This is a genomic window from Lentzea sp. NPDC005914 (assembly GCF_040629405.1).
Classification (GTDB): domain Bacteria; phylum Actinomycetota; class Actinomycetes; order Mycobacteriales; family Pseudonocardiaceae; genus Lentzea.
Map to the genome: position 1 here is coordinate 146,188 of NZ_JBEXVQ010000001.1, position 24,748 is coordinate 170,935.

At 67.8% G+C, this 24,748-nt stretch carries 22 protein-coding genes and 1 pseudogene; 13 read left to right on the forward strand and 10 right to left on the reverse strand.

Annotated elements, in window-relative coordinates; genetic code table 11:
* Positions 1–75 precede the first annotated feature (75 nt).
* The 8 genes from ABZ345_RS00645 to ABZ345_RS00680 are packed head-to-tail and all read left to right on the forward strand — an operon-like array spanning position 76 to position 10,084.
* A complete protein-coding gene (locus tag ABZ345_RS00645; RefSeq protein ID WP_359841460.1) occupies positions 76–1,164 on the forward strand; it encodes a mandelate racemase/muconate lactonizing enzyme family protein in 1,089 nt (362 codons plus the stop codon).
* A gap of 31 nt (positions 1,165–1,195) precedes the next feature.
* Entirely contained in the window at positions 1,196–3,145 is a 1,950-nt protein-coding gene (locus tag ABZ345_RS00650) for a hypothetical protein (RefSeq protein WP_359841462.1), read from the forward strand.
* 33 nt (positions 3,146–3,178) lie between these two features.
* Positions 3,179–4,132: a sugar ABC transporter permease gene (locus tag ABZ345_RS00655; protein WP_359841464.1), complete on the forward strand. Its 954-nt coding sequence runs from the start codon at positions 3,179–3,181 to the stop codon at positions 4,130–4,132.
* Between the two features lie 10 nt (positions 4,133–4,142).
* Positions 4,143–5,024 carry a carbohydrate ABC transporter permease gene (locus ABZ345_RS00660; RefSeq protein WP_359841466.1) on the forward strand — a complete coding sequence of 294 codons (882 nt, stop codon included), beginning with the start codon at positions 4,143–4,145 and terminating at the stop codon, positions 5,022–5,024.
* Complete coding sequence (locus ABZ345_RS00665; protein ID WP_359841467.1) at positions 5,021–7,177, forward strand: glycoside hydrolase N-terminal domain-containing protein; 2,157 nt, start codon at positions 5,021–5,023, stop codon at positions 7,175–7,177. The genes ABZ345_RS00660 and ABZ345_RS00665 overlap by 4 nt, the downstream gene beginning before the upstream one ends.
* Positions 7,171–8,076 (forward strand): acetylxylan esterase, encoded by a 906-nt coding sequence (locus tag ABZ345_RS00670; RefSeq protein ID WP_359841469.1) that lies wholly within the window; start codon positions 7,171–7,173, stop codon positions 8,074–8,076. The genes ABZ345_RS00665 and ABZ345_RS00670 overlap by 7 nt, the downstream gene beginning before the upstream one ends.
* Positions 8,077–8,096: 20 nt before the next feature.
* The gene (locus ABZ345_RS00675) at positions 8,097–9,413 is read left to right on the forward strand and encodes a sugar ABC transporter substrate-binding protein (RefSeq protein ID WP_359842226.1); all 1,317 of its coding nucleotides are present in this window, start codon (positions 8,097–8,099) and stop codon (positions 9,411–9,413) included.
* 14 nt (positions 9,414–9,427) lie between these two features.
* Positions 9,428–10,084 carry a GntR family transcriptional regulator gene (locus tag ABZ345_RS00680; protein ID WP_359841471.1) on the forward strand — a complete coding sequence of 219 codons (657 nt, stop codon included), beginning with the start codon at positions 9,428–9,430 and terminating at the stop codon, positions 10,082–10,084.
* On the opposite strand, the gene ABZ345_RS00685 is transcribed toward ABZ345_RS00680, so the two are convergent.
* From ABZ345_RS00685 to ABZ345_RS00695, 3 genes are all read right to left on the reverse strand, one after another.
* Positions 10,067–10,252: a DUF397 domain-containing protein gene (locus ABZ345_RS00685; protein WP_359841473.1), complete on the reverse strand. Its 186-nt coding sequence runs from the start codon at positions 10,250–10,252 to the stop codon at positions 10,067–10,069. The two genes, ABZ345_RS00680 and ABZ345_RS00685, sit on opposite strands and share 18 nt — an antisense overlap.
* Positions 10,227–11,072 (reverse strand): helix-turn-helix transcriptional regulator, encoded by an 846-nt coding sequence (locus ABZ345_RS00690; RefSeq protein WP_359841475.1) that lies wholly within the window; start codon positions 11,070–11,072, stop codon positions 10,227–10,229. The genes ABZ345_RS00685 and ABZ345_RS00690 overlap by 26 nt, the downstream gene beginning before the upstream one ends.
* A 68-nt stretch (positions 11,073–11,140) precedes the next feature.
* Positions 11,141–14,215 (reverse strand): S8 family peptidase, encoded by a 3,075-nt coding sequence (locus tag ABZ345_RS00695; RefSeq protein ID WP_359841477.1) that lies wholly within the window; start codon positions 14,213–14,215, stop codon positions 11,141–11,143.
* A 137-nt stretch (positions 14,216–14,352) separates the two neighbouring features.
* Here ABZ345_RS00695 and ABZ345_RS00700 point away from each other — a divergent pair, with 137 nt between their 5' ends.
* On the forward strand, positions 14,353–14,943 hold the full coding sequence (locus tag ABZ345_RS00700; protein WP_359841479.1) for a TetR family transcriptional regulator: 591 nt from the start codon (positions 14,353–14,355) through the stop codon (positions 14,941–14,943).
* Here the strand turns inward: ABZ345_RS00700 and ABZ345_RS00705 are convergent.
* Together ABZ345_RS00705 and ABZ345_RS00710 are read right to left on the reverse strand one after the other, a co-directional pair.
* Positions 14,933–16,174, reverse strand: a complete 1,242-nt coding sequence (locus ABZ345_RS00705) for a cytochrome P450 (RefSeq protein ID WP_359841481.1) — start codon at positions 16,172–16,174, stop codon at positions 14,933–14,935. The genes ABZ345_RS00700 and ABZ345_RS00705 overlap by 11 nt on opposite strands.
* A gap of 167 nt (positions 16,175–16,341) precedes the next feature.
* The gene (locus ABZ345_RS00710; protein WP_359841483.1) at positions 16,342–16,773 is read right to left on the reverse strand and encodes a VOC family protein; all 432 of its coding nucleotides are present in this window, start codon (positions 16,771–16,773) and stop codon (positions 16,342–16,344) included.
* A gap of 80 nt (positions 16,774–16,853) precedes the next feature.
* Between ABZ345_RS00710 and ABZ345_RS00715 the strand changes: the two genes are divergently transcribed.
* Complete coding sequence (locus ABZ345_RS00715; RefSeq protein ID WP_359841485.1) at positions 16,854–17,501, forward strand: GntR family transcriptional regulator; 648 nt, start codon at positions 16,854–16,856, stop codon at positions 17,499–17,501.
* Positions 17,502–17,542: 41 nt separating this feature from the next.
* On the opposite strand, the pseudogene ABZ345_RS00720 reads toward ABZ345_RS00715, so the two are convergent.
* The 5 genes and pseudogenes from ABZ345_RS00720 to ABZ345_RS00740 form a co-directional block, all read right to left on the reverse strand.
* Positions 17,543–17,689 (reverse strand): annotated as a pseudogene (locus ABZ345_RS00720) (LuxR C-terminal-related transcriptional regulator); the annotation flags it as partial.
* Between the two features lie 25 nt (positions 17,690–17,714).
* Positions 17,715–18,320 (reverse strand): response regulator transcription factor, encoded by a 606-nt coding sequence (locus tag ABZ345_RS00725; protein ID WP_359841487.1) that lies wholly within the window; start codon positions 18,318–18,320, stop codon positions 17,715–17,717.
* Entirely contained in the window at positions 18,317–19,378 is a 1,062-nt protein-coding gene (locus ABZ345_RS00730; RefSeq protein ID WP_359841488.1) for a histidine kinase, read from the reverse strand. Before ABZ345_RS00730 ends, ABZ345_RS00725 begins: the two co-directional genes overlap by 4 nt.
* 10 nt (positions 19,379–19,388) lie before the next feature.
* Positions 19,389–19,796: a hypothetical protein gene (locus ABZ345_RS00735; protein ID WP_359841490.1), complete on the reverse strand. Its 408-nt coding sequence runs from the start codon at positions 19,794–19,796 to the stop codon at positions 19,389–19,391.
* Positions 19,797–19,875: 79 nt separating this feature from the next.
* Positions 19,876–20,271 (reverse strand): ATP-binding protein, encoded by a 396-nt coding sequence (locus tag ABZ345_RS00740; protein WP_359841492.1) that lies wholly within the window; start codon positions 20,269–20,271, stop codon positions 19,876–19,878.
* A gap of 93 nt (positions 20,272–20,364) precedes the next feature.
* On the opposite strand from ABZ345_RS00740, the gene ABZ345_RS00745 reads away from it, so the two are divergent.
* The 3 genes from ABZ345_RS00745 (at position 20,365) to ABZ345_RS00755 (ending at position 24,658) form a co-directional block, all read left to right on the forward strand.
* A complete protein-coding gene (locus ABZ345_RS00745; protein ID WP_359841494.1) occupies positions 20,365–21,666 on the forward strand; it encodes a hemolysin family protein in 1,302 nt (433 codons plus the stop codon).
* Between the two features lie 78 nt (positions 21,667–21,744).
* Positions 21,745–22,683: a sigma-70 family RNA polymerase sigma factor gene (locus ABZ345_RS00750; protein WP_359841496.1), complete on the forward strand. Its 939-nt coding sequence runs from the start codon at positions 21,745–21,747 to the stop codon at positions 22,681–22,683.
* A 163-nt stretch (positions 22,684–22,846) separates the two neighbouring features.
* Complete coding sequence (locus tag ABZ345_RS00755; RefSeq protein WP_359841498.1) at positions 22,847–24,658, forward strand: S8 family serine peptidase; 1,812 nt, start codon at positions 22,847–22,849, stop codon at positions 24,656–24,658.
* Positions 24,659–24,748 lie beyond the last annotated feature (90 nt).

The window sequence follows — 24,748 nt, forward strand, 5'->3', positions numbered from 1 at the left end:
CGGTTGACACCCTCGTAACGGCCGCGTTCAATGCCCGTCAAATATCCTATAGGATCAGAGATCCGAGGAGTTGGCGTGGCAAAGGTCCAGCGTGCCGAGGCGTTCCAGGTGGACGTCCCCGTCGAGACGTTGCGCACGGACGCGGTCCAGCAGTTCGTCAAGCAGGAGACCGTTTTCGTCGAGATCACGACCGACGACGGCGCCACCGGGCTGGGCTACGCCTACACGATCGGCACGGGCGGCAGCTCGGTCCTCGCTCTCCTGAAGGATCACCTGCTGCCCCGCCTCATCAGCATGGACACGCGTCGGATCGAGCAGGTCTGGCAGGACCTGTTCGCGAGCACGCGGAGCACCACGGTCGGCGCCATCACCTCGCTCGCGCTGGCCGGTGTGGACACCGCGTTGTGGGACCTGCGCTGCATCAGGGCCGGGGAACCGTTGTGGCGCATGGCAGGCGGCCACAAGCAGGAGGTGCCGCTCTACGACACCGAGGGTGGCTGGCTGCACCTGTCGACCGAGGAGCTCGTCAGGGGCGCCAAGGAGACGGCTCAACAGGGCTGGCAGGGCATCAAGATGAAGGTCGGCAAGCCCGACCTGACCGAGGACGTCGAACGGCTCGAAGCGGTGCGGGAAGCCGTTGGCGAGCGGTTCGCGATCATGGTCGACGCCAACCAGTCCATGACTGCGGCGGAGGCCATCAGGCGCGCGGAGGCGTTCAGGAACGTCAACCTGACGTGGCTGGAAGAACCGTTGCCCGCCGATGACGTGAGCGGGCACGTGAAGCTCGCCCGGAAGACCACGATCCCGATCGCGGTGGGGGAGTCGCTGTACTCGGTGGCCCAGTTCCGCGAGTACCTCGAACGCGGTGCCGCCTCGATCATCCAGGTCGACGCGGCGCGGATCGGCGGCATCACGCCGTTTCTCAAGGTCGCGCACACCGCGGAGGCGTTCAACGCCGACGTCTGCCCGCACTTCCTGATGGAGCTGCACGTCAGCCTCGCCGCCGCGCTGCCCAACGGCAAGTACGTGGAACACATCCCACAGCTGCGCGCCATCACCAAGGGCGAGATGACCGTCCACAACGGACACGCGCTCGCGCCTGACACGCCAGGTCTCGGTATCGACTGGGACCGCGATGCGATGGAAGACCTCAGGGTCGCCTGAAATACCCGCCGGAAATCACAAAGGAGTGGTCTTGAGAGCGTTAGGTGTCGTTGCCGGCCTGCTCGCGTCGCTGATCGCGGTCCCTGCGTCAGCCCAAGCACCGGAAGCACAAGCCCAGAAGATCGCCGACAAGCCGTACATGGGCTGGAGCAGCTGGAGCCTGCAGGCGACCAACTACCCCGGCGTGAACCCGGACGGTCCCGCGAGCTTCCTCAACGAGAAGAACGTCCTTCAGCAGACGGACGTTCTCGCGGCGCGGTTCAAGAGCCACGGCTACAACCACGTCAACGTCGACGCGGGCTGGCTCAGTTCGTTCGACGAGTACGGCCGCCCGGTCGCGGACGCCAAGAAGTTCCCGCACGGCATGAAGTGGCTCGGCGACTACGTGCACGGCAAGGGCCTGAAGTACGGCTCGTACCTCGCGGTCGGGCTGGACCTCAAGGCCTACAACGACGGCAAGACGCCGATCTACAACGCTCCTGGCTGCACCACCAAGGACATCGTCTACCCGGACCTGCGCAAGACCAACGGGTGGGAGATGGCCTACAAGATGAACTTCGACAACCCGTGCTCGCAGAAGTACATCGACTCCATCGCGCAGGTCATCGCGGGCTACGGGGTCGACTTCCTCAAGCTCGACGGCGTCGGCCCCGGCAGCTTCAAGGGCGGCGAGCGGTTCGACAACACCAGCGACGTCAAGGCGTGGAACATCGCCCTCAAGAACACCGGCCGGCCGATCGAGTTCCTGATCTCGTGGGCGCTGAGCCACCGCCAGGCCGACGTGTGGAAGGCCAACACCAACGGCTGGCGCGTCGACACCGACGTCGAGTGCTACTGCCCGACGCTCGTCACCTGGAACAACTCGGTGAAACAGCGGTTCAACGACGTCGTGCAGTGGATCGACGACGCCGGGCCCGGCCGCTGGAACAACCTCGACAGCCTCAACGTCGGCGTCGGCGAGATGGACGGCATCACCGAGGCCGAGCGCAAGAGCTACATGACGCTGTGGGCGATCTCGAACTCCCCGCTGTACCTGGGCGACGACCTCACCAAGATCGACGACTACGGCTACCGGCTGCTCACCAACGACGAGGTCATCGGCATCAACCAGGCCGGCGTGCCCGCCCGACCGGTCGACCAGTTCTCCGACCAGCAGGTCTGGTACGCCCGCAACGCCGACGGCAGCTTCACCGTGGCGCTGTTCAACCTCGGCTCCAAGCCCGCCACCGTCACGGCGGACTTCGCGCAGCTCGGCATCAACGGCACCGCCAAGGTCCGCGACGTGTGGGACCGCAAGGACATCGGCCAGGCCAAGAGCTCGTTCAGCGCCGACCTGCCGGTGCACGGCACGAAGCTGCTGAAGATCACCCCGCGCTCCGCCGTCTCACCGGCCGTCGTGCAGGGCACCGGCGCCACGCCGACCAGCGTCTCGCTGAAGTGGCAGGGCAAGACCGGCGTCCGCTACGACGTCTACGCGGGCAGCAAGAAGGTCGCGACGACCACGAACACCAACGCGACCGTCACCGGCCTCACCCCGGCGACCTCCTACGAGTTCACCGTGGTGCAGAACGGGAACCGCTCGAAGCCGATCTCGTACGTCACGCCGAAGGATTCGGTCACCTACGAGGCCGAGAAGGGCAGCACCGGCGGCGGCGCGACCGTCTACGGCTGCGAGTGCTCAGGCGGCAACAAGGTCGGGTTCGTCGGCGGTAGTGGCGTTCTCACGATGCCGACGGTGACCGTGCCGACGGAGGGCACCTACCTGGTCGAGCTGTCCTATGTGGACGCCAGCTCCAGCAGGACCGGCATCGTCACGGTGAACGGCACCAGCTTCAAGCTGCCCGTCGCCGGTGCGAACGACGACAACTGGAGCCTGCCGCAGAAGGTCACTGTCCCGATCTACCTGCTGGCCGGGAACAACACGATTCGCTTCGGCAACCCCGACGACTCCGTGTTCGACATCGACAGCATCCGCATCTAACCCCCAAGAACAGGAGGCGTCGTGGTGGCAACTATGCAAGACTCCAGCGCCCATGTCGTGCGTGGACCTGCCACCACGGCGCCTCCACCCACAGTCCGGCGGCGCAAGGGCCCCGCCTCGCGCCGCAACGACACGTGGGTCGCGTGGCTGCTCGTCGCGCCCGCCCTCCTCGGGTTCGGCGTGTTCTTCGCCTACCCGATGCTGCGCGGCGTCTACCTCAGCTTCACCGAGTTCCACATCCTCACCCCGCCGGTGTTCACCGGGCTGAAGAACATCCAGGAGCTCGTCAACGACGGCAGGTTCTGGCACTCGCTCGGCGTCACGGCGTACTTCGTCGTGCTGTCCACGGTTCTGGGTGTCGGCGTCTCGCTGATCACCGCAGTCGTGCTGCACCGCCTGGGCGTCAACACGACCGTGCGCGGGCTGATGATCCTGCCGTTCCTCATCTCCGGCGTCGTCACGGCGCTGGTGTGGACGTGGATGCTCGACCCGCAGTTGGGCATCGTGAACCAGCTGATCACGTGGGTCACCGGCGAGCCGGTCAAGTTCTTCGGCTCCGACGCCTGGGCCGTGCCGACGCTGGCCGCGCTGAACGTGTGGAAGTCCATGGGCTACAACGCGGTTCTCCTGTTCGCCGGCCTGCAGACGATCCCCGCGTCGATCTACGAGGCGGGGCGGATCGACGGCGCGTCGGAGTGGCAGATGTTCCGTTCGCTCACCCTGCCGTTGCTGCGGCCGATCCTGGTGATGGTCGTGATCCTCAACGTGATCAGCGCGACCCAGGTCTTCGACATCGTCCAGGTCAGCACCAAGGGCGGCCCGGCGGACGCCTCGCTCGTGCTGCAGATGTACATCTACGACAAGGCTTTCGGCCAGTTCGACTTCGGCTACGCCGCCACCATGTCGCTCGCCCTGTTCCTGATGCTCGTCACGGTGACCTTCACGCAGATGCGGATGGCACGTGCGGGCGAGTCGGACACGAACTGAGGAGCTGTAGGTGAATCTCTCCGTGAGACTCGGCCGAGGCGTGGCCTGGGGCCACATCATCGTCGTCCTGCTGGTAACGATCTTCCCGTTCTACTGGATCGTGCGCACCGCGCTGTCCAACAACTTCGCGATGTCCACGGACCCGTCCTCGCTGCTGCCGGTGCACTTCACGTGGGGCCCGTTCAAGCGGGCACTGGGTCTAGCGACGCCCGCCGAAGCCGCTGCCGAGGGTGGTTCGGGTGCCAAGATCGACCTCGCACTGGCTTTGTGGAACTCCATTGTGTACGCGGGGCTTCTGACGCTCTGCACGGTCGTGTTCTCGGCTCTGGCGGCTTACGCGTTCGCCCGGCTGCGGTGGAAGGGCCGGGACGTCGTCTTCGGCATCCTGCTGACCGCGCTCATGGTGCCGTCGGTGTTCACGCTGCTGCCGAACTTCGTGCTGATGAAGGACCTGGGGCTGCTCAACACGTTCGGCGGCATGATCCTGCCGGGCGCGTTCTTCTCCGCCTTCAACATCTTCTTCCTGCGGCAGTTCATGCTCGGGCTCAGCAACGAGGTCGAGGAGGCCGCGATCATCGACGGCGCCGGGCCGTTGCGCGTGTGCTTCCGAATAGTGCTGCCGATGAGCGTCGCGCCGATGGCGACGTTGACGCTGCTGACGTTCATCACCACCTGGAACGACTACTTCTGGCCGTTGCTCGTCACCAACGACGAGTCGGTCCGCCCGCTCACCCTCGCGCTCGCGGTGTTCAAGCAGTCCTCACCGCAGGCGTCGCTGGACTGGGCCGGCCTGATGGCGGCGACGCTGGTCGCGGCGCTGCCGATGCTGCTGCTGTTCGTGGTCTTCGGGCGGCGGCTGGTCAACTCCATCGGCTTCACGGGGATCAAGTGAAACTGCAGTGGCCGTCCGAGGCGGCGGAGTGGACCGAGGCCTTGCCCGTGGGCAACGGACGCCTCGGCGCGATGGTGTTCGGCGGGGCCGGCCGGTCTCGCGTGCAGGTCAACGACGCGACGGTGTGGTCGGGGACCGCGGACGGGCCTTCGAAAGCCCTGGCGGAGGTCCTGGCCGCCGGAGCCGGTCCTGAGCGACTCGTCGAGGTGCGTGAGGCGATCTTCGGCGGCGATTTGCAGCGGGCGACCGACCTGCTGATGTCGTTCGAGGGCCCGTACAGCCAGACCTTCCTGCCGTACGTGGACCTGTGGATCACGCTGCCCGAGGGCGAGTCGCATGGCCGCACCTTGGACCTGAACACGGGTGTGGTCACCGAGCGGCTGACCATCGACGGCGCAGAGGTCGTCCGGAAGGTCTGGGCGTCGGAAACCGCGCTGTGTGTGGAGATCACCGGTGCCGTGCCGCTGGAAGTCGAACTGACGACACCGTTGCGCGAAGTGTCGCGGGACGGGCTCTTCCTCGTGATCGACATCCCGGTCGACTCGGCACCCAGGCACGAACCGCAGGTCGACGCGCCGGTCTACGGCTCCGGCGAGCGCGGAACGGTGACCGCCAAGATCGACGAAGGTGATCGCTGGCTGCTCACGTTGACCAGTTCCACCACGACCGAGTCGCGGTGGACCGGCAAGCGCCGCGGCAACCACATGACGCTGATGGACGCGTGTGACGTGCGGTTCGGCGATCTGCCGGACGTGGTCGACGTGCCGGAGTTGTTGGCCGGTAAGGACGAACAGCTGACCGCCTCGGTGTTGTTCGCGTTCGGGCGCTACCTGCTGGTGTCGTCGTCGCGGCCCGGTGCGCCGCCCGCGAACCTGCAGGGCATCTGGAACGGCGAACTGCGCCCGGCCTGGTCGTCCAACTACACGATCAACATCAACACCCAGATGAACTACTGGGCGGCCGAGGTCACCGGGCTCGCCGAGTGCCACGAACCGTTGCTGGAACTGCTGGAGAAGCTCTCCGCGACGGGCGCCGAGGTGGCTCGGGAGCTGTACGGCGCGCGCGGCTGGGTGGCCCACCACAACACCGACGCGTGGGGCTGGTCGTTGCCGGTCGGCATGGGCAAGGGCGCGGTGTCCTGGGCGCTCTGGCAGATGGGCGGCGCCTGGCTCGTCCAGCACGCCTGGGACCACTACGACTTCGCCCGCACCTGGTCCACTTTGGAGCGTGCGTGGCCGTTGCTGCGCGGCTGTGCCGAGTTCTGCCTCGACTGGCTGGTCGAGGGCCCGGACGGCTACCTCGACACGTGTCCGTCGACCTCGCCGGAGAACTGGTTCCTGGTCGACGGCGAGCCTCAGGCGCTGACGTGGTCGGTGACCATGGACGTGATGCTGATCCGTGCCGTGTTCGAACGGACGCTGGCGCTGGCACTGGCCTCGGGCCGCGTCGATCCGCTGCTCGCGGAGATCACGGCCGCGCTGCCCCGCCTGCGCCCGGTCCCGGTGTTCGGCGACCGGATCGGCGAGTGGGTCTCCGACCTGCCGGAGCAAGATCCGACGCACCGGCACATGTCGCACATGGTGTCCGTCTACCCGCTCGGCCAGATCGTCGCCGGCACTCCGCTCGGCGACGCGGCCATCGCCACGATGGACCGGCGCGGCAACGGCGCGATGGGCTGGTCGTGGGCCTGGAAGATGGCGCTGCGGGCCCGTTTGGGCGACGGCGAGACCGTGCGGTCACTGCTGTCCGAGGCCTCGCAGGCGTTCACCGGCGACCGGCACCGCGACGCGCCGTTCGACGGCTCGGAGTGGGGCGGCCTGCTGCCGAACCTGTTCAGCACGCATCCGCCGTTCCAGATCGACGGCAACTACGGCTTCACCGCGGCACTCGCGGAAGTCGTCGTGCAGAGCCACACGGGCGTGATCGACATCTTGCCCGCGCTGCCTTCGGGCTGGTCACGCGGCTCGGCACGCGGTCTGCGCTGCCGGGGCGGGCTCGCGGTCGACGTCACCTGGGACGACGGCGAGGTCCTCGTGCGGGTGCGGCGGTTGTCCGGTGACGCCTCGGAGGTCGTGCCGGTGAGCATCGGCGGAGAGGTCACCGAGGTCGTCGTGAGTGACGTCGTGGACGTGCGCGGGAGGATTTCGTGCTGACGGACCTGGGCCTGGACGACCTGTGGGACTACCGCAGTTCCTACATCCGGCCGGGCGACTTCGACTCGTTCTGGGACGCGACCCTGGCCGAGGCCCGCTCGCTTCCGATCAAGGTCGAGGCCATCGCGGTCGACACGCCGTTGCAGACCCTCGACGTCTACGACGTGACGTTCTCGGGCTTCGGCGGCGACCGGATCCGCGCCTGGCTGCGCACTCCTCGCGGTGTCTCGGGCCTGCCCGCTGTGGTGCAGTACCACGGCTACGGCAGCAACCGAGGGAGCGCGGTCGAGAACCTGACCTGGGCCAGCGCCGGGTTCGCGCACCTGCAGGTCGAGGTGCGGGACCAGCGCGGCGGCGCCGGGTTCATGACCCGCGGGATCGCCGACCGCGACACCTACTTCTACCGCCGCGTGTTCACCGACGCCGTGCGCGCGGTCGACGCCGCACGAGCGCTGGGTTCGAAGGACGTGGCCGTGATCGGCAACAGCCAGGGCGGCGGAATCGCCCTGGCGGTCGCGGGTCTCGTCCCCGACCTGGCCGCCGTGCACGCGCAGGCACCGTTCCTGTGCGACTTCCGCCGGGCCCTGAACGTCTGCGGCAAGCCGCCCTACACCGAGCTCACGACCTACATCGCGGAGAACCGCCGCTCTGACATCTTCCCGACACTGTCCTATTTCGACGGTGTGGGGTTCGCCGCTCGAGCCGTGGCCCCGGCCTGGTTCTCGATCGGCCTGATGGACGACATCGTGCCGCCGTCCACCGTGTTCGGCGCCTACCACGCCTACGCGGGCCCTCGTCAGATCCAGGTCTGGGAGCACAGCGCCCACGAGGCGGGCGGCTCCGACGACCTCGACATCGCACTCGACGCCTTCCGTTCCCGTCTACTGGAGAAGCCATGAAAATCGCCGCCTTGGCAGCAGTGACAGCGCTCGTGGTCGCGGGCTGCGGGAGTTCCGACTCGGGCTCCGGCAGCAACACCGTGAACTGGTGGACCTGGGACGACAAACAGGCAGTCGCGTATGGCGAGTGCGAGAAGGCGTTCGAGGCCGCCAACCCCGGCACCGACGTGAAGATCACCCGCTACAACGTCGACGACTACTTCACCAAGCTCACCGCCGGTTTCGTCGCGGGCACCGCGCCCGACGCGTTCCAGAACTCCGTGCAGTTCCTCCAGGCTTACGCCGGACAGCACCAGCTCATGCCCCTGGACGACCTCATCGCGAAGTCGTCGGTGGACCTGAAGAAGTACTCGGTCGGCGTCGACACCTGGAAGTTCACCGACGGCAAGCAGTACGCCCTGCCGCTCGACTGGGCCGCCGCCGGCATCTACTACAGCAAGGACGCCCTGACCAAGGCCGGTGTCGCCGAGGCCGACGTCGCCAAGATGACCTGGAACCCCGACGACGGCGGCACCTTCGAGAAGATCGTGGCGCGGCTGACCGTCGACAAGAACGGCAAGCGCGGCGACGAGCCCGGCTTCGACAAGAACGCGATCGCCACCTACGGCGTCGGCGCCATCGCGGGCCGCAGCTTCATCGGCGAGACCACGTGGGCCCCGCTCGTCTCGACGCTGGGCTGGAAGATGGGCGACAAGGACCAGTGGCCCACCAAGTTCAACTACACCGACCCCCGGTTCGTGAAGACGATGAAGTGGGTGACGGCGCTGACCGAGAAGGGCTTCTCCCCGAAGCTGGGCACGTTCACCACGGGCAACCAGTCGACCATCTCCGACATCGACCTGGTCGGCTCCGGCAAGACCGCGATGACCATCGGAGGCTCCTGGTCCGCGCCGTCGTTCGGCAAGATCCCCGGCGTGCCCGTGGGCATCGCGCCGACGCCTCTGGGCCCGAACGGCAAGCGTTCGGTGCTCTCCAACTCCAACGGCAACAACATCTGGGCGGGCACCAGGAACCCGGACCTGACCTGGAAGTGGGTCAGCTACATGGGCAGCGAGGAGTGCCAGACCAAGGCGGGCGCCACCGGTACGTTCTTCCCGTCGATTCCCGCCGCCATGGACAACACCGTCACCTCGATGAAGTCGCAGGGCGTCGACCTCTCGGTCTACAACCAGTACGTGAAGGACGGCGTGCTCTACCCGTCCAGCGCCTACGCCAACGGCTCCGCGGTGCAGTCGGCCGAACAGCCCCTCATGGAGGCCTACTTCGGCGGACAGCGGCAGGATGACGTGTTCGCCGAGATGGAACGCGTCTCTCAGGAGATACTGGCCAAGAACTGAACAGGAGCCCAGGAGTGGTGTTGCGGATACCGACCAGGCGCGTGCTCGCGGATGACGTCTACGAGCAGATCCGCGCGCTGATCATGAGCGACGGCATGAAACCGGGCGCCCGAGTCAACATCGACGAGCTGGCGCGCCAGCTCGAGGTGTCCCCAACGCCGGTCCGGGAGGCCCTGGCCCGCCTCGAGTCAGAAGAGCTGGTCAGCAGGCTCCCGTTGCGCGGCTACCGCGTGACGGACCTGCTGAACCGCAAGCAGGTCGACGACCTGTACGCGCTGCGACTGCTGCTGGAGCCGCCCTCTGCGGCTCTGGCGGCAGGCCGTATGACCCCTGAGAACATCCGGCTCATCGAGGAGGAGCTGGCGACCTGCCCGGCTGCTCCTGCCGATAACGCCTACGACGACTACAAGAACCTGACCGCTCACGACCAACGACTGCACGAGCTCATCCTGCGCATCGCCGGAAACGAGGCCGTGCTCCAGTCGTTCGCCAAGACGCACTGCCACCTGCACCTGTTCCGGCTGAACTTCCAGCAGCCGTTCGGGGTGCAGACCATCACCGAACACCGCGCGATCGTGGACGCGCTGATCGCTCGCGACGAGGTGGCGGCCAGCGCGGCCATGGCCGCTCACCTGGAAGTCGCGCGGTCTCGCTTACTGGACCGGATGTAGCCAGCTGACCAGCGCACGCCATGCCGGGGTCGAGAACGCGAGCACGTCGCCGCCCGCGTTCTTCGAGTCCCTCACCAGTGCGTCGAGGCCAAGCGACACCTCGACGCACTCACCCTCTTCCGTCCCGTTGCTGTAGCTGCTCTTACGCCAGGTGCGGTCCTGCATCATCAGGTTCCTCTCGCGGTGCGCCGACGTACTCCGTCAGCATGCTCCGCGATTGTTCCGCATCCATCGCGACCTGATCCAGACGGTCGAAGAGGAGCCTGGTCCGTGCGATGGCGCCCAGATCCTGCACGAACACGTGCGTCAGATCGGTCTCGCTAAAGGCGACGGGGTGCGCCTTCTCGAATTCCCACAGCACACAGCCCGATGCGGCCAGCGGAGCGTCCGCGGGCACGATCCGGATGGTGTGCGTCTTGTGCAGCATCCGCGCGTACTGGTCCTTCATGATCTGGCTGTTGCCGACCTGCAGCTCCAACGCATGCTCATGGACGTAGAACAAGCAAGTCGGCCGATTGTGCCGCCGCAGGATCGCCTGACGGTCGTTCCGGAACTGGACGAGGTCGGGGATGCGCTCCTCGGTGACCATGCCGGTCATCCGGTAGATGCCGTCGGCGTACTCCGGCGTCTGCACCAAACCCGGCACGGACTGCGGCGAGTAACTCGTGATCATCGTTGCCGTCGACTCAGCCATCGCGACGGTGCGCAGGTTTCCGTTCACCTGGACGATGTACTCGTCGAACGCGTATCGGTAGCGCTGCTTGAACTCTTCGTAGAAGTCGATGTCCTTTCCGCACATCGAGATGTACTGGACCAGGGCGATCTCACTCGCGCGCGCTTTGCCGTGCTCTATGGTGGACACCTTGCTGGGGTCCCAGCCGAGCTTGATGGCGAGCGCGTTGCCGTTCAGCCCGGTGCAGGTCTCGCGCAACCGGCGCAGCTCGTCGCCCAGGTCCCTGCTGTAAGCGGTGGAGGGTATGGAAGTCATGCGTTCGAAGCTAGAGCTTGGCCTCAGTCCACGAACCTGCTCGTTCGGGTGAAAACGTAGCTGGCCCATCAGCGGAGCAGGTAGGCGTTGAGGATGGTCTGCTCCACGGTCTGGCCGTAGCCGGACGCCTTGGCGCGCAAGGAGACCGACTTCGCGTTCTGCGGGTGGGCGAGCAGCACGCGACCACTGCTCATGGGCGTGTGGCGCCACGTGGTGCCGCCGTCGTAGGAGACCTCGACGGACGTGATGCGCACCGAGCCGGTCTGCGACTGGGTCGAGATCGGGACGGCGATCATGCGGCCGGCCGCGGAGAAGCCTTCGTCGTCGAGTTGCGGGGTGTAGCGGATGACGCTCAGCGGCAGGGCGGTCTGGCGCGGTGTTGTGTCGCTGCGGAACGTCCAGACGCCGGACACCTTGGTGCTCAACGAGGTGTCACGGGTAGCCGTGGTCTCGACGCGGTAGTTCGCGGCGCCGGGCTGGACGTCGGCCAGGCACCAGCCCGCCTCCGCCGTCTCGCAGGCCTTGACGTTGTCGCGGTACACCGTGGTGAGCGCGGAGGTGACAGGGCTGTAGCCCTCGTTGCCCGCGTTGTCGCCGAACAGGGGAACCGTGACGCGCATCAGGTCGCCGGTGCGGAACGTGTGCGGGATGTCGCGAGTCTCGGGCAACGCCGGGCCGAACACCGCGTGGTTGAGCTGTTCCACATAGGACCTGCCCGGCTTGTAGTGCCGCAGGGGAGTGACGAGGGAGCTGGCGAATCCGTTCTCGTTGAACAGGTTGAACCTGCGCGACCAGTCACCGCCCTCGCCGCCGTAGTACTCGGTGCGCGGGCCGGTGGCCAGGTTGTCCAGCGAGCCGTAGCCCCAGTCGGCGCGGCCCTCGGGTGACGAGGTGTGGCCGATCGTGGCGTTCTCGCCGGGCTTCAGGGCGGGCATGGCGACCTTGACGGTGGCGAGGTCCTTGCTGGTGATGGTCTTGGTCAGGCCGTTCGGCGCGTGGCCCTTCTGGTACCAGGCGAGGCCGTAGAAGTCGGCGCCGGCGGTCCAGAACGTGGCGGTCTTGCCGGTGACCTCGGGAGAGTCCGGGCCGAGGCTCGCGACGCCGAGATGGTCGATCACGCCACCGACGGAGAAGTTGCCGATGGTGTAGGCGGTGCCGTTGACGACCCGCTCGAAACCGGTCTGCAGCAACGAGAGTTGCGCGGTGACGGGCAGCTTCACCTGGACCGGCCTGGCCTGGCGCGCGTTGAGGTTGATGGTCGTCGCGCCGGTGATGGTCAGGTTCGGGTAGTTGACGACGTCGTGGGTGTAGGCGCCGGACGACGACATGACGCTGCCGTTGAGGATGTAGCGGCCCTTGGCGAGGCGTGCCACGCCCGTCTCGGAGCTGGGCCACACGCGGGCGCCGGTGTCGACGTTGATCAGAAACGCGAACGTCGAGGTGGTCGAGGCGCCGGACCGTTCGGTGCCGGTGATCTTGACGTCGTAGCTCTCGGTCTCCAGGTCGACCACGACGGCGGTGCGCAGTCCACTTGCGACGATCGCGCCGCCCATGACGCCACCGCCCGGCTGCTGGGCGATGTCCGCGGTGACCGTGGCGGTGGCGGAACCACCCGCGGGCACGGTCAGCCGGGCGGGCGAGACGGTGAACAGCGAGCCGTTCGTCTCGGTGGTGAGGCCGAGGGTGACCGGCTCGGAGCCCGCGTTGGAGTAGGTGATCTCCTTGGTGAGCGCCGGTGAGCCGGTGTGCGGCCACTGGTGCGAGCCGAAGCTGAGGCTGGTCGGTGAGGACGTCACGTTCTGCTTGATCAGCTTGGCGACGTCGACGCGGCCGGAGCCCTGCTCGAACGGGGTCAGCTTCGCGGTCGGCGTGGTGCTGCCGGTGAGACGGGCCTTGAGCTCGCTGCCCTTGAGTTCCGGGTGTTGCTGGCGCAGAAGTGCTGCCGCGCCCGCGACGTGCGGGGTGGCCATCGAGGTGCCGTCCAGCGAGGTGTAGCCCTCGACCACCGGCGGGCCGATCCTGCCGTCGGAGTGCAGGGCGGCGACGATGCCCACGCCCGGCGCGGTGAGGTCGGGCTTGAGCGTGCCGGCCTTGGTCGGGCCGCGGCTCGAGAAGTCCGCGATCCGGTTCTCGTGGTCGACAGCGCCGACGGTCAGCGCCGCGTCGGCGGTGCCGGGGGAGCCGATGGTGCTCGCGTTCGGGCCGCTGTTGCCGGCCGCGATCACGAACAGCGTGCCCTTCTCGGCGGACAGCCGGTTGACGGCCTCCTCGAGGGGCTCGATCTCGGGGGTGTCGTAGCCGCCGAGGCTCATGTTGATGATCTGGGCGCCCTGTTCGACCGCCCACTCCATGCCGGCGATGATGCCGCTGTCCTGGCCGGAACCGTTGTCTCCCAGCACCTTCACATCGAGGATGCTCGCGCCCGGTGCGACGCCGTGGTACTTGCCACCGCTCTTCGCGGCGGTGCCTGCGATGATCGACGCGACGTGCGTGCCGTGGCCGTAGTGATCGCCCGCGTCCGGGGAGCTCGTGAAGTTGCGCTCGCCGATCTCGCGGTCCTTCAAGTCCGGGTGGGTGTTGTCGACGCCCGTGTCGAGGACGGCGACCGTGACGCCCTTTCCGGTGAAGCCCGCCTCGTACGCCGCGGGGGCGTTGATCTGGACGACGCTGCGGTCGAGGTTCGCCTTGCGCTTGGCGTCGAGCCAGATCTTCCGCGCGCCGGAGGTCGACAGGCCGCCCAGCAGTGGCGTCTTGGCGGCGTCGAAGGCCACGCCGTTGATGCTGTGCAGTTGGAGGCCGGACTGCGCGCTGAGGATGCCCGCGGGGTAGGTGACGATCACTGGCAGGGCGCCGCCGTACGTGGCGAGCTCGGTGACGTCGAACAGGCGCTCGTCGAGACGGCCGTCCGCGATCATCGGCACGGCGTCGTGCGGCACCACGTACTCGTGGCCCTGGGCGGTGTAGGTGGTGAACAGGACGTGCTCGCGGCCCGGCGCCGGTTTGACGGCGCGCTGGCCGGTGAGCACCTGGTCGCCCGTGATGAGGGTGACGGTGGGCGCGTTCTCCGCTCGTGGGGGAGAGGCATGTGCCTGTCCGGTGGTGAGCAGGGCACCGGCCAGGACGACGACTCCGAGTAGACGCACCCGATCCTCCGTGGGGTCTGTGAGAGCGTTCTCACGGACCGTAGTGAGATGATCACCAGGTGGCAAGGTCTAAACCAATTTCCGGTACCGGGCGTCTCAGCACGTGCGTTCGGGACCAGCGCATTAACCTGTGCGCCATGACAGGCCTGCGCGAACGCAAGAAAGCGGCGACCAAGGCGGCACTGGGGGAAGCCGCGTGGAGCCTGTGCGTCGAGCGCGGCTACGACGGGGTGACGGTCGAGCAGGTCGCGCGGGCCGCCGGGGTGTCACTGCGGACGTTCTTCAACTACTTCCCCTCGAAAGAGGAAGCGGTCATGGCCGGCGACCGGCAGACGGCCGAGACGTTCGTGCGGGCCTTCGCGGCCCGGCCGCCGGACGAGCCGGTGCTGGTCGCGTTGCGCGGGGCGTTGAAGTCGATCTACCCGCAGTACGTCGACCTGGAGCGCCTTCGTCAGTCGCGCGAGCTGCGACGGCACCCGGCGCTGCTGCCGCACGTGTTCGCCGCCTACTCCGCCCGTGAGCAGGAGCTGACCGCGGTGATCGCGGACCGGTGCGGGCTCGACGCCTCGGTGGACCCGTACCCGGCGGTCGCGGCCTCCACGATCCTGGCGACGTTGCGCGCGGTCGTGCAGTGGTGGCTGGACACGCCGTCCGCGTCCGAGAAGTACACGGCGGCCGAGCTGGTCGGGAAGATGATCGACCAGCTCGGCGCCGGTTTCACCAGGTAACTGGCAGCGAGTGCACGCCGTAGATCGACATGTCGGTGCGCAACGGCACTTCGTCCGCGGGCACGGCCAGCTTCAGGGTGGGCAGCCTGCGCAGCAGCTCGGCGAAGGCCACCGTCATCTCGACGCGGGCCAGCTGCTGACCGAGGCACTGGTGGATGCCGTGCCCGAACGCCACGTGGTGCCCGCGCGGACGGTCGACGCGCAGCTCGTGCGGCTCCGAGTACTGGCTCTCGTCGCGGTTGACCGCCGGCACCGACACCACGACGGTCTCGCCCTCGCGGATGGTGGTGCCGCCGATCTCGACGTCCGCCTTCGCGTGCCGCGAGACGCCCATGGAGATGATCGACAGGTAGCGCAGCAGCTCCTCGACCGCGTTCTCGGTCAGCTCGGGGTGCTCGCGGAGCTTCGTGAACTCCTCCGGGTGCTCGAGCAGCGCGAACGTGCCGAGCGCGAGCATGTTCGCCGTCGTCTCGTGGCCCGCGATGAGCAGCAGGTTCGCGATGCCCGCGAGCTCCAGCTCGTTCAGGTCGGTGTCGCGGACCAGGCCGGACAGCAGGTCGTCGCCAGGATCGCGCTGCTTGTCCCGCACGAGTCCCAGCATGAACATCCGCAGCGCGGTGCCCACCTCGATCTGCTCGTCGATCGTCGTCTTGAGGCTGAGCAGCTTGGCGGTGCGCTGCTGGAACTCCTCGCGGTCGCCGTAGTCGACGCCCAGCAGCTCGCAGATGACCAGTGACGGCACCGGCAACGCGAAGTCGCGCACCAAGTCCGCCGGCGGGCCTTTCTCGATCATCGCGTCGAGCTGGGCGGTGACGATCTCGTGGATGCGCGGCGTCAGGTCCCGCATCCGCCGCACGGTGAACTGGCCGGTCAGCAGCCTGCGGTAGCGGGTGTGCTCGGGCGCGTCCATGAAGATGAACGACCCGGCCTGCCGCTCCGGCGGGAACATCTTCGCGTGCAGCTCGGGCGAGATGAGCCTGCGCGCCCGCGGGCTGTTGATCCGGTCCGAGCTCATCCGCGGGTCGGAGAGCACCGCCCGCGCCTCGTCGTGCCCGGTGACGAGCCAGACGGACTCGCCGTTGTGGTCGATGCGGTGAATCCGCCCCTGCCCGCTCAACTCGGTCAGCCCGCCGGCCGGGTCGAACGGGCACTCGCCGCGCTTCGTGAGCTCGGCGGGCAGTGGCGGACGGATGAGCTCCTGAGCGCTGCGCTGCCGCTCTGCCGTGGTCATGGTGGCCTTCTCCCTGTCTGACCCGGTGTGACCGGGTCGTGGCTCGGGGTCACCTCCACGCTACCGAAACTTGCGCGTTGTGCAAGATTTTTAGGTGGGCTTTAGATCGCGAACACCTGGGACCGTGGGCGCATGAGGGTCGTCAGGCCGCGAACGCCCTGGGGTCGTCAGACCGCGAACACCTGGGAGTCGTCCGCGAACGCCTTGAACTCCAGCGCGTTGCCGGCCGGGTCCAGCAGGAACATCGTCCACTGCTCGCCTGGTTCACCCTTGAACCGCACGTACGGCTCGATGACGAACTTCGTGCCCGCCTCCTGGAGCTTTCCGGCCAGCTTCTCGAACTCGCCGACGGTCAGGACCAGGCCGAAGTGGGGGACCGGCACGTCGTGGCCGTCGACGGGGTTGTGGACCCGATCGGCCTTCTGTGCCGACTCCTGGGGCGCCAGGTGCGTGACGAACTGGTGGCCGTGCAGGTTCCAGTCGATCCACGTGTCGGAGCTGCGGCCCTGTTCGAGGCCGAGCGTCTCGCCGTAGAAGCGGCGGGCGGCGTCGAGGTCGTCGACCGGCATGGCGAGGTGGAAGCGAGGGATGTTAGGCATGTAGGAATGTTAACATTGCGACAAGCTGAGGCAGCTGCGTCTTGTGTCCTTGTTAACAATGCGCTTGTTAACATTGCGTCATGACGAAGATGGGGCCTGCCCGCCGCCGGGGTCTGAGCACTGAGGTGGCCGACGCGATCCGCGAGGCGATCTTCGACGGCCGGTACGCGCCGGGAGAGGCACTGCGCGAGGTGGAGCTGTCGGAGGCTCTGGAGGTCAGTCGAGGCCCGGTTCGCGAGGCGCTGCAGAAGCTCGAACGCGAGGGCATCGTCCACACCGAGTGGCACCGGGGCGCGACGGTGACGGCGTTGTCAGCGCAGGACGTGGCCGAGCTCGACAGCCTGCGCGGTGCCCTGGAGGTCCTGGCCGTGCGCCAGGTGGTGGACCAGGCGACGGACGCGGACCTGTCGTCGATCGAGAAGATCGCCGCCTCGATGGACCGCGCCGAGACGCCGCACGAGATGGTGCGCTGCGACATCGCGTTCCACGACGCCGTGTACGCCGCCGCGCACCACTCACGGCTGCTTCAGGCGTGGGAGGCGATCCGGTCGCAGGTGCACCTGTTCCTGATCACGCGCGTCAACGTCAGCACCGACGGCTACCTGGAACAGATCCGCCACGAGCACCGCGACCTGGTGGCGGCGCTGCGACTGGCCAATGTGGACGGTGCGCTGAAGTTGTTCGCGGAACACCGCAAGCACGCGTTCGACGTGCTGACCTCGAACTGAACCACCCCGGGCCGCACGATGCGGTCGGCGGCCGACAGATGGTTGCGCACGGTCCCGGCGGACAGCGATGTGCGGGACGCGATCTCCGTGACCGGTGTGCCGAACTCGGTCAGCCGCAACACCTCGAGCTCGCGCTGGGTCAGTGGGCACGAGGCCGCCGACCCAGCGCGGAAGTCCACAACGGGCACCCCGAACCGCTCGGCGGTCGCAACCTCAAAGCCACCCGTGTTCGTGCGCCAACTGGAAGGCCTCGGCCCGGTGAGCCACCCCCAGCTTGGCCACGGCGGCCGACAGGTGGTTGCGCACGGTCCCAGCGGACAGCGATGTGCGGGAGGCGATCTCGGCGACCGGTGTGCCGAACTCGGTCAGCCGCAACACTTCGAGCTCGCGCTGGGTCAGCGGGCACGGGGGAGCGGCCAGCGCGTCGGCGGCCAGTGCGGGGTCGACCCAGCGCGAACCGCCGTGCACGCGGCGGATCACGTCGGCCAGCGTGCCGCCGGGAGATCCCTTGGGCAGGAAGCCCTTCGCGCCCGCGTGCAGCGCCTGCTGCAGGTGTGGTGGACGGCCACGACCGGTCAGGATCACGACCGCGCACGACGGCAGCACGCGCGCCAGCTCCTCGGTCACCTCCAGGCCGTCCAGCTCGGGCATCTGCAGGTCCACGACGGCCACGTCCGGGCGGTGGGCCCGCGCGGCCTCGACGGCGGCTCGGCCGTCTCCGGCTCGTGCCACCACCTCGAGGTCCGGTTCCAGGTCGAGCAGTGCCGCGAGTGCGTCGCGGATGAGCTCCTCGTCGTCGGCCAGCAGAACTCTGATCACGCGGGCACCACGACCTCCAGGGTGAACACGTCGGCGGAGCGCTCGACGGTCACCTGGCCGCCGACCGCTGCCAGTCGTTCGCTCATGCCCCGGATGCCGTTGCCCTCGCCGGACGGCTTCTCGTTGCCGTCGTTCGTGACGGTCATCCGCACCTCCCCGTCCTCGCGCTTGATGTCGATCATGCACCACGTCGCGTGGCTGTGACGCAGGACGTTGGTGCACGCCTCCCGCAACGCCAGCGCGAGCTGGGTGGCGCCCTCGCCCTCGACGGGGACGTCCGAAACGGTGCAGCGGATGCCGGCCTCCTGGAGCACGTTCCGCACCGCTTCGAGCTGCTCGGGGAAGTCGACCGAGCGGTAGCCGTGCACGGCGTCCCGGATCTCCTCCAGCGCCGAGGACGCGAGCCGCTGGGCCTCGAACGCCTCCGAAGCCGCCTGTTCGGGATCCGACGACACCAGCCGCCCGGCCAGTTCGGCCTTCAGCGCGATCACGGTGAGCCGGTGCCCGAGCAGGTCGTGGACGTCACGGGCGAACCGCAGCCGTTCCTCGCTGACCGCCAGCTCCGCCCGTGCCTCGCGCCCGGCCCGTGCCTGCGCCAGCAGTCCGGCGAACCACATCGGCAGCCCGGCCATCGCGACGATCGTCAGTCCCACCGCGGCCGCGATCATCTGGTACGTCGTGTGGTCACGGGTCACGAAGAACCCGACCAGCCCCGACAGCACCACCGCGCCGAGAGCGGCCATCCACCGCCAGACGCCACTGAGCAGCAGCGGGGCGAACCCGGCCGCGCCGCCGCCGATCCACGCCCACGTCGACAGCTCGTCCGGCCCGACCGGTGCCACCAGCGGGATCGACACGAGGGTCGCGGCCACGAGCACCCACAGCTTGGCCTCCCGCAGCGCCACCGCGTACGCCACGGCCACGATCAGCAGGCCCAGTACCCCGAGCCAGCGGGTGGCGGACGGCTCGCGCAGCACCGACATCAGCGGCACGGCGAGCGTGGCCACCCACAGCAGGTGCAGGGTGCCGCGCAGCGCGGTGTGCGGAAGATCGTTCATCGCCATCAGCCTAGAACCACTTCAGCAGGATCGTGACGGCGATGACCAGGTCGAACACACCGCAGAACTCCGACCACCACCGCGGCACGACAGCGTTGCGGAGGTGGTGCACGAGATCCCACACGGCGTGTGCGCCCCACCCGAGCGCGATCATCAGGACTCCGGCGCGAGGCGACGCCATGATCACCACGACGGCCAGCGCCGCGTACAGGCTGAACACCGCGAGCTGCACCCGCGGCGCCCGCCAGCCCCACAGGAGATAGGCCGCCTGGCACAGCAGGAGCGTCCAAACGGGAGGCACCAGCGGTGCTTCCCAGAAGTCGAACGACACCACCAGTGCGAGCACCATCGGCCAGCGATCGACCAAGGTCCGCACCAGTGTTGTTCCGGCTGCGGACGGCGTCTGCGAAGTTGTCATGCATCGAGAGTCGAAGAAACTCTCCGCAGAACCCATCCGTGCCGTGTCACGACATTTCTGTGCGAAACGCACAGACGAACTATGCGCTGACTTCGGCCCAGACCGTCTTGCCGCCCACCATCTCCCGCGTGCCCCAGCACCGGGACAGCGCGGCGATCAGCATCAGCCCCCGGCCTCGTGAACTTCCGAGCCGTGACTCACCCAGATGCGGAAGGTCCGCCGGTGTGTGGTCTTCGACCTCGACCCGTATGACGTCATCGTGCCGTCGCACCCGCAAGACCCGTGGACCGATCGCGTGTTCGTAGGCGTTGCTGGCCAGTTCTGTGCACACGAGCAGCACGTCGAGCCTGACGTCGTCAGGTAGGTCTCTCACCAGCGTGCCGACCCACGCCCGCATGGCCGCGAGATCAGGCTGATCCTCCGGCAGGGTGTGCTGTGTCCTCACTGAGGCGCTGAGCACCTCTGGAGTGTCCATCTGGATCCCCACCTCGTTCGGGTTCAAGCCCTCCTGGCTGCTCAAGATGGCCGTCAGGGTGCGAATTACCACCCAACGTGCTACCCCAAACGTGTGGATGGGTACGGCTTCAACCTCGCGCTGGTCGCGGTCCTGGTGTTGGTCAACGCGGCTTTCGCGGGCAGCGAGATGGCTTTGGTGTCGTTGCGCGAGGGTCAGCTGCGTTCGCTGGAACGCGACGGGCACCGCACGCTCGTCCGCCTCGCACGTGATCCGAACAGGTTTTTCGCGACGATCCAGATCGGCATCACGCTGTCCGGGTTCCTCGCTTCGGCCACCGCGGCGGTCTCGCTGGCGCAGCCGCTCGTACCGCTGTTCGGGTTTCTCGACGGTGCCGCCGACGGGGTCGCGATCGCGCTGGTGACGATAGTTCTCACGTTTTTCACGCTGGTGTTCGGGGAACTGGCGCCGAAGCGGCTGGCGATGCAGTACGCGGTGCACTGGGCGAAGATCATCGCGCGTCCGCTCGACCTCCTGTCCACCGTGTCCAGGCCGGCGGTGTGGTTGCTCAGCAAGTCGACCGACCTCGTGGTGCGGATCTTCGGCGGCGACCCGGACGTCGACGAAGAACAGATGTCGCCGGAGGAGCTGCGTGATCTCGTTGAGGTGCAACAGCATCTGAACCCGGAACAGCGCACGATCATGACCGGCGCGCTGGAGATCCACGAACGACGGTTGCGCGAGGTCCTGGTGCCGCGGATGTCGGTCACAGTGCTGGAGGAAGGTTTGACCATCCCCGCCGCGCGGGAAATCCTGGCGAGGTCCGGACATTCGCGGGCGCCGGTGACGAAGGACGGTCACCTCGACGACGTGGTCGGGGTGGTGCACCTGCGGGACCTGCTCGACGATGAGCGGCGGTTGTCCGAAGTCGGTCGCGCGCCGATGTTCCTGCCGGACTCGCTGCGCGTGACGGACGCGTTGCGGCGCATGAAAGCCGAGCGCGAGCAGTTGGCGCTGGTGGTCGACGAGCACGGCGCCGTCGACGGCATCGTGACGCTGGAGGACCTGCTCGAGGAGGTCGTCGGTGAGATCTACGACGAGACCGACTCGGACGTGGTGGCCATCAAGGCCGAGGCCGACGGGTCGATCGAGCTGCCGGGCACGTTCCCGGTGCACGACCTGGTGGACGTGGGCGTCGAGCTGACGGGACCGCCTGGGTCGTACGCGACGATCGCCGGTCTGGTGCTGGTGCTGCTCGGCCGCATCCCGGAAGAACCTGGTGACGTGGTCGAGGTGTCCGGCTGGGAGATCGAGGTCCTGGCGGTGGAGCACCACGCGATCACGCAGGTGAGGCTGAGGTCTCAGGCGAAGTCGCGGATGAATGAGGCTGACGTCACAGGCGAAACCGCGGAATGAAATGGACCACTGAACCGTTACACCACGTGCAGCTAGTTCCAGCTGCCACTCCTGCCAACGGAAACGGGGGGATTTGTCATGCCTGCAGATCTGAAGAACCGCGCGTCCGGGCAGAAGGACGCCGACTCGGTCGGCCAGTACCTGCGCGACGTCGGGCGCACACCGCTGCTCACGGCGTCCGAGGAGGTCGACCTGGCCAAGCGCATCGAGGCCGGTGTCTACGCCGCGCACCTCCTGCAGATCGGCGACACCACCCGTGATCGCCGCTCGCTGCGGAGGATCGCGGCTCAGGGCGAGCGCGCCAAGGACCACATGATCCGCGCGAACCTGCGTCTGGTCGTGTCGGTCGCGAAGAAGCACTCCTTCCGCGGCCTGCCGTTCGGCGACGTGGTCCAGGAAGGCAACCTCGGCCTGATCCGCGCGGTCGAGAAGTTCGACTACGCCAAGGGCTACAAGTTCTCCACCTACGCGATGTGGTGGATCCGTCAGGCGATCGAACGCGGTCTGGCCGAACAGACCCGCACGGTCCGTCTGCCGGTGCACGTCGTCGAAGAGGTCAACAAGCTCAAGAAGATCGGGCAGAAGCTCTCGGCCGCACTGGGCCGCGAGGCGACGATCGAGGAGATCGCCGCCGAGGCCAAGTGTTCGCCGACGCGCGTGCAGGATCTTCGCGACGCCGCCCGCACCTGCGTCTCGCTGGAGACGCCGGTCGGTGACGACGGCGGTTCGGTGCTGGGCGACCTGATCCAGGACTCGGACGGCGTGTCGGCGCCGGACATGGTGGAGCAGCAGGAGTTCACCGACGGCGTCCGGTCGTTGCTGGACGTGCTGCCCGAGCGGCAGGGCCGGATCATGCGCCTGCGCTTCGGACTGGAGGACGGGCGTGAGCGCACGCTCCAGGAGGTCGCGGAGGAGCTCGGCCTGACCCGTGAGCGGATCCGTCAGCTCGAGAAGCAGTCGCTGGCCGTGCTGAAGCAGTCTGGCCGGCCGGACGAGCTTTTCGCGCTCGCGGGCTGAGGACCGTACGAAAGTCGCTTGTACTCATCGTTGTCGCAACTAAAGACTCATCACGTCCGATAACGGACTAACGCTGTTTCGCAACCGCGTGTGAACGCACCTGCATGGGCCGTCGAGGGCCGGCCCGCGTTCGCGCGCGGTTCCCTGCGATCAAGGAGCAGTGATGAGACAACGCACCCTGCGCACGCTCGGTGTGGCGGCGATTGCCGCCGTCGGCACGGTGATAGCGCTCCCACAGGCCGCGGTTGCGCAGCCGGAGGGACCGATCGTCGCGGAAAGCGCGCCGAACGCCGTCCAGGACAGCTACATCGTGGTCCTGAAGGACACCATGACCCGCTCGGAGGTCGGCGGCCGCGCCGGTGACCTGTCGGGACGGTACGGCGCCAAGATCGGGTTCACCTACCGCGCCGCGTTCAAGGGTTTCTCCGCCACGATGTCGGCCAAGCAGGCCAAGCGCCTCGCCGCAGACCCGGCCGTGGCCTACGTGGAGCAGGACCGGACCGTCCAGGTCCTGGCCGACCAGCCCAACCCGCCGTCGTGGGGGCTGGACCGCGTCGACCAGGCAAATCTGCCGCTGGACAACAAGTACAGCTACAGCACGGACGCGTCGAACGTCACCGCGTACGTGATCGACACCGGCATCAACTACAGCCACACGGACTTCGGCGGGCGCGCGACGTTCGGGTTCGACGCGTTCACCGACGGCCAGAACGGCAAGGACTGCATGGGTCACGGCACCCACGTGTCCGGAACCGTTGGCGGCGCGACGTTCGGCGTGGCGAAGAACGTGAAGCTCAAGGCGGTCCGCGTGCTCAACTGCGCCGGTGGCGGCTCTGTCGCCACCGAGGCGGCGGGTGTGGACTGGGTGACCGCGAACGCCGTCCTGCCGGCGGTCGCGAACATGAGCCTCTACACCGGCACCAGGAACGAGCCGAGCCGCGTGCTGGACGACGCCGTGCGCGCGTCGATCCGCGGTGGTGTCACGTACGTCGTGGCAGCGGGCAACTTCAACGACGACTCGTGCCAGTACTCGCCGCAGCGCGTCACCGAGACGATCAACGTGATGGCGACCGCTCGCACCGACGCCCGCGCGTCGTTCTCCTCGTTCGGCACGTGCAGCGACCTGTTCGCTCCCGGACAGGACATCATTTCCGCGTCCTACAACAACAACACCGGCTCGGCCACGATGAGCGGCACGTCGATGGCGTCCCCGCACGTTGCGGGCGCGGCGGCGTTGTACCTGGCGGACAACCCCTCCAAGACGCCGGCCGAGGTGCAGGCCGCGATCGTGGCGGCCGCGACGCCGAACAAGGTGACCAACCCCGGTGCCAACTCGGCGAACCTGTTGCTGCGCACCAACTCCGGTGGTGTTCCGGGCGTCTCCGTGACCAACCCCGGCGCGCAGACCACGGCGCTGAACGGGTCGGTCAGCCTGCAGCTGTCGGCCTCTGGCGGCACCGCGCCGTACACGTGGTCGATGACCGGGTTGCCGACCGGTCTGTCGATCAGTTCGTCCGGACTGATCACCGGCACGGCTTCCGTTGCGGGCACTTACAACGTGACCGCGACGGCGACCGCGACCGCCGGTGGTTCGGGCAGCGCAACGTTCACGTGGACGGTCGGCGCGGCCTCGTGCGGCACGCAGACCAACGGCACCGACGTGGCGATCCCGGACAACTCGACCGTGTCGTCGTCGATCACGGTGGCGGGCTGCAGCGGCAACGCTTCGGCGTCCAGCAAGGTCGAGGTGCACATCAAGCACACCTACCGCGGTGACCTGGTCGTGGACCTGATCGCGCCGGACGGGTCGTCGTACTCGCTGAGCAACCGCTCGGGTGGCAGCGCGGACGACATCGACCAGACCTTCACCGTCGACCTGTCCTCCGAAGCCCGCAACGGGACGTGGAAGCTGCAGGTCAGGGACGCGGCGACGGCGGACGTCGGCACGATCGACACCTGGAGCCTGACCCTGTGAGGTAGGCGGCGATCACCCCCGCGCCGAAGGTGACCGGCTGCGCCCCGACGACCGTGTCGGGGCGCAGCGTCGCCGGCTTCGGTGGTTCGG

What these genes read in the sequence shown, in the direction of transcription:
- ABZ345_RS00735 (WP_359841490.1), bottom strand. Translation starts at nt 19,796, where the DNA reads ATGACAACTTCGCAGACGCCGTCCGCAGCCGGAACAACACTGGTGCGG.
- ABZ345_RS00730 (WP_359841488.1), bottom strand. Translation starts at nt 19,378, where the DNA reads ATGAACGATCTTCCGCACACCGCGCTGCGCGGCACCCTGCACCTGCTG.
- ABZ345_RS00710 (WP_359841483.1), bottom strand. Translation starts at nt 16,773, where the DNA reads ATGCCTAACATCCCTCGCTTCCACCTCGCCATGCCGGTCGACGACCTC.
- ABZ345_RS00755 (WP_359841498.1), top strand. Translation starts at nt 22,847, where the DNA reads ATGAGACAACGCACCCTGCGCACGCTCGGTGTGGCGGCGATTGCCGCC.
- ABZ345_RS00705 (WP_359841481.1), bottom strand. Translation starts at nt 16,174, where the DNA reads ATGACCACGGCAGAGCGGCAGCGCAGCGCTCAGGAGCTCATCCGTCCG.
- ABZ345_RS00740 (WP_359841492.1), bottom strand. Translation starts at nt 20,271, where the DNA reads ATGGACACTCCAGAGGTGCTCAGCGCCTCAGTGAGGACACAGCACACC.
- ABZ345_RS00750 (WP_359841496.1), top strand. Translation starts at nt 21,745, where the DNA reads ATGCCTGCAGATCTGAAGAACCGCGCGTCCGGGCAGAAGGACGCCGAC.
- ABZ345_RS00700 (WP_359841479.1), top strand. Translation starts at nt 14,353, where the DNA reads ATGACAGGCCTGCGCGAACGCAAGAAAGCGGCGACCAAGGCGGCACTG.
- ABZ345_RS00715 (WP_359841485.1), top strand. Translation starts at nt 16,854, where the DNA reads ATGACGAAGATGGGGCCTGCCCGCCGCCGGGGTCTGAGCACTGAGGTG.
- ABZ345_RS00690 (WP_359841475.1), bottom strand. Translation starts at nt 11,072, where the DNA reads ATGACTTCCATACCCTCCACCGCTTACAGCAGGGACCTGGGCGACGAG.
- ABZ345_RS00655 (WP_359841464.1), top strand. Translation starts at nt 3,179, where the DNA reads ATGCAAGACTCCAGCGCCCATGTCGTGCGTGGACCTGCCACCACGGCG.
- ABZ345_RS00685 (WP_359841473.1), bottom strand. Translation starts at nt 10,252, where the DNA reads ATGATGCAGGACCGCACCTGGCGTAAGAGCAGCTACAGCAACGGGACG.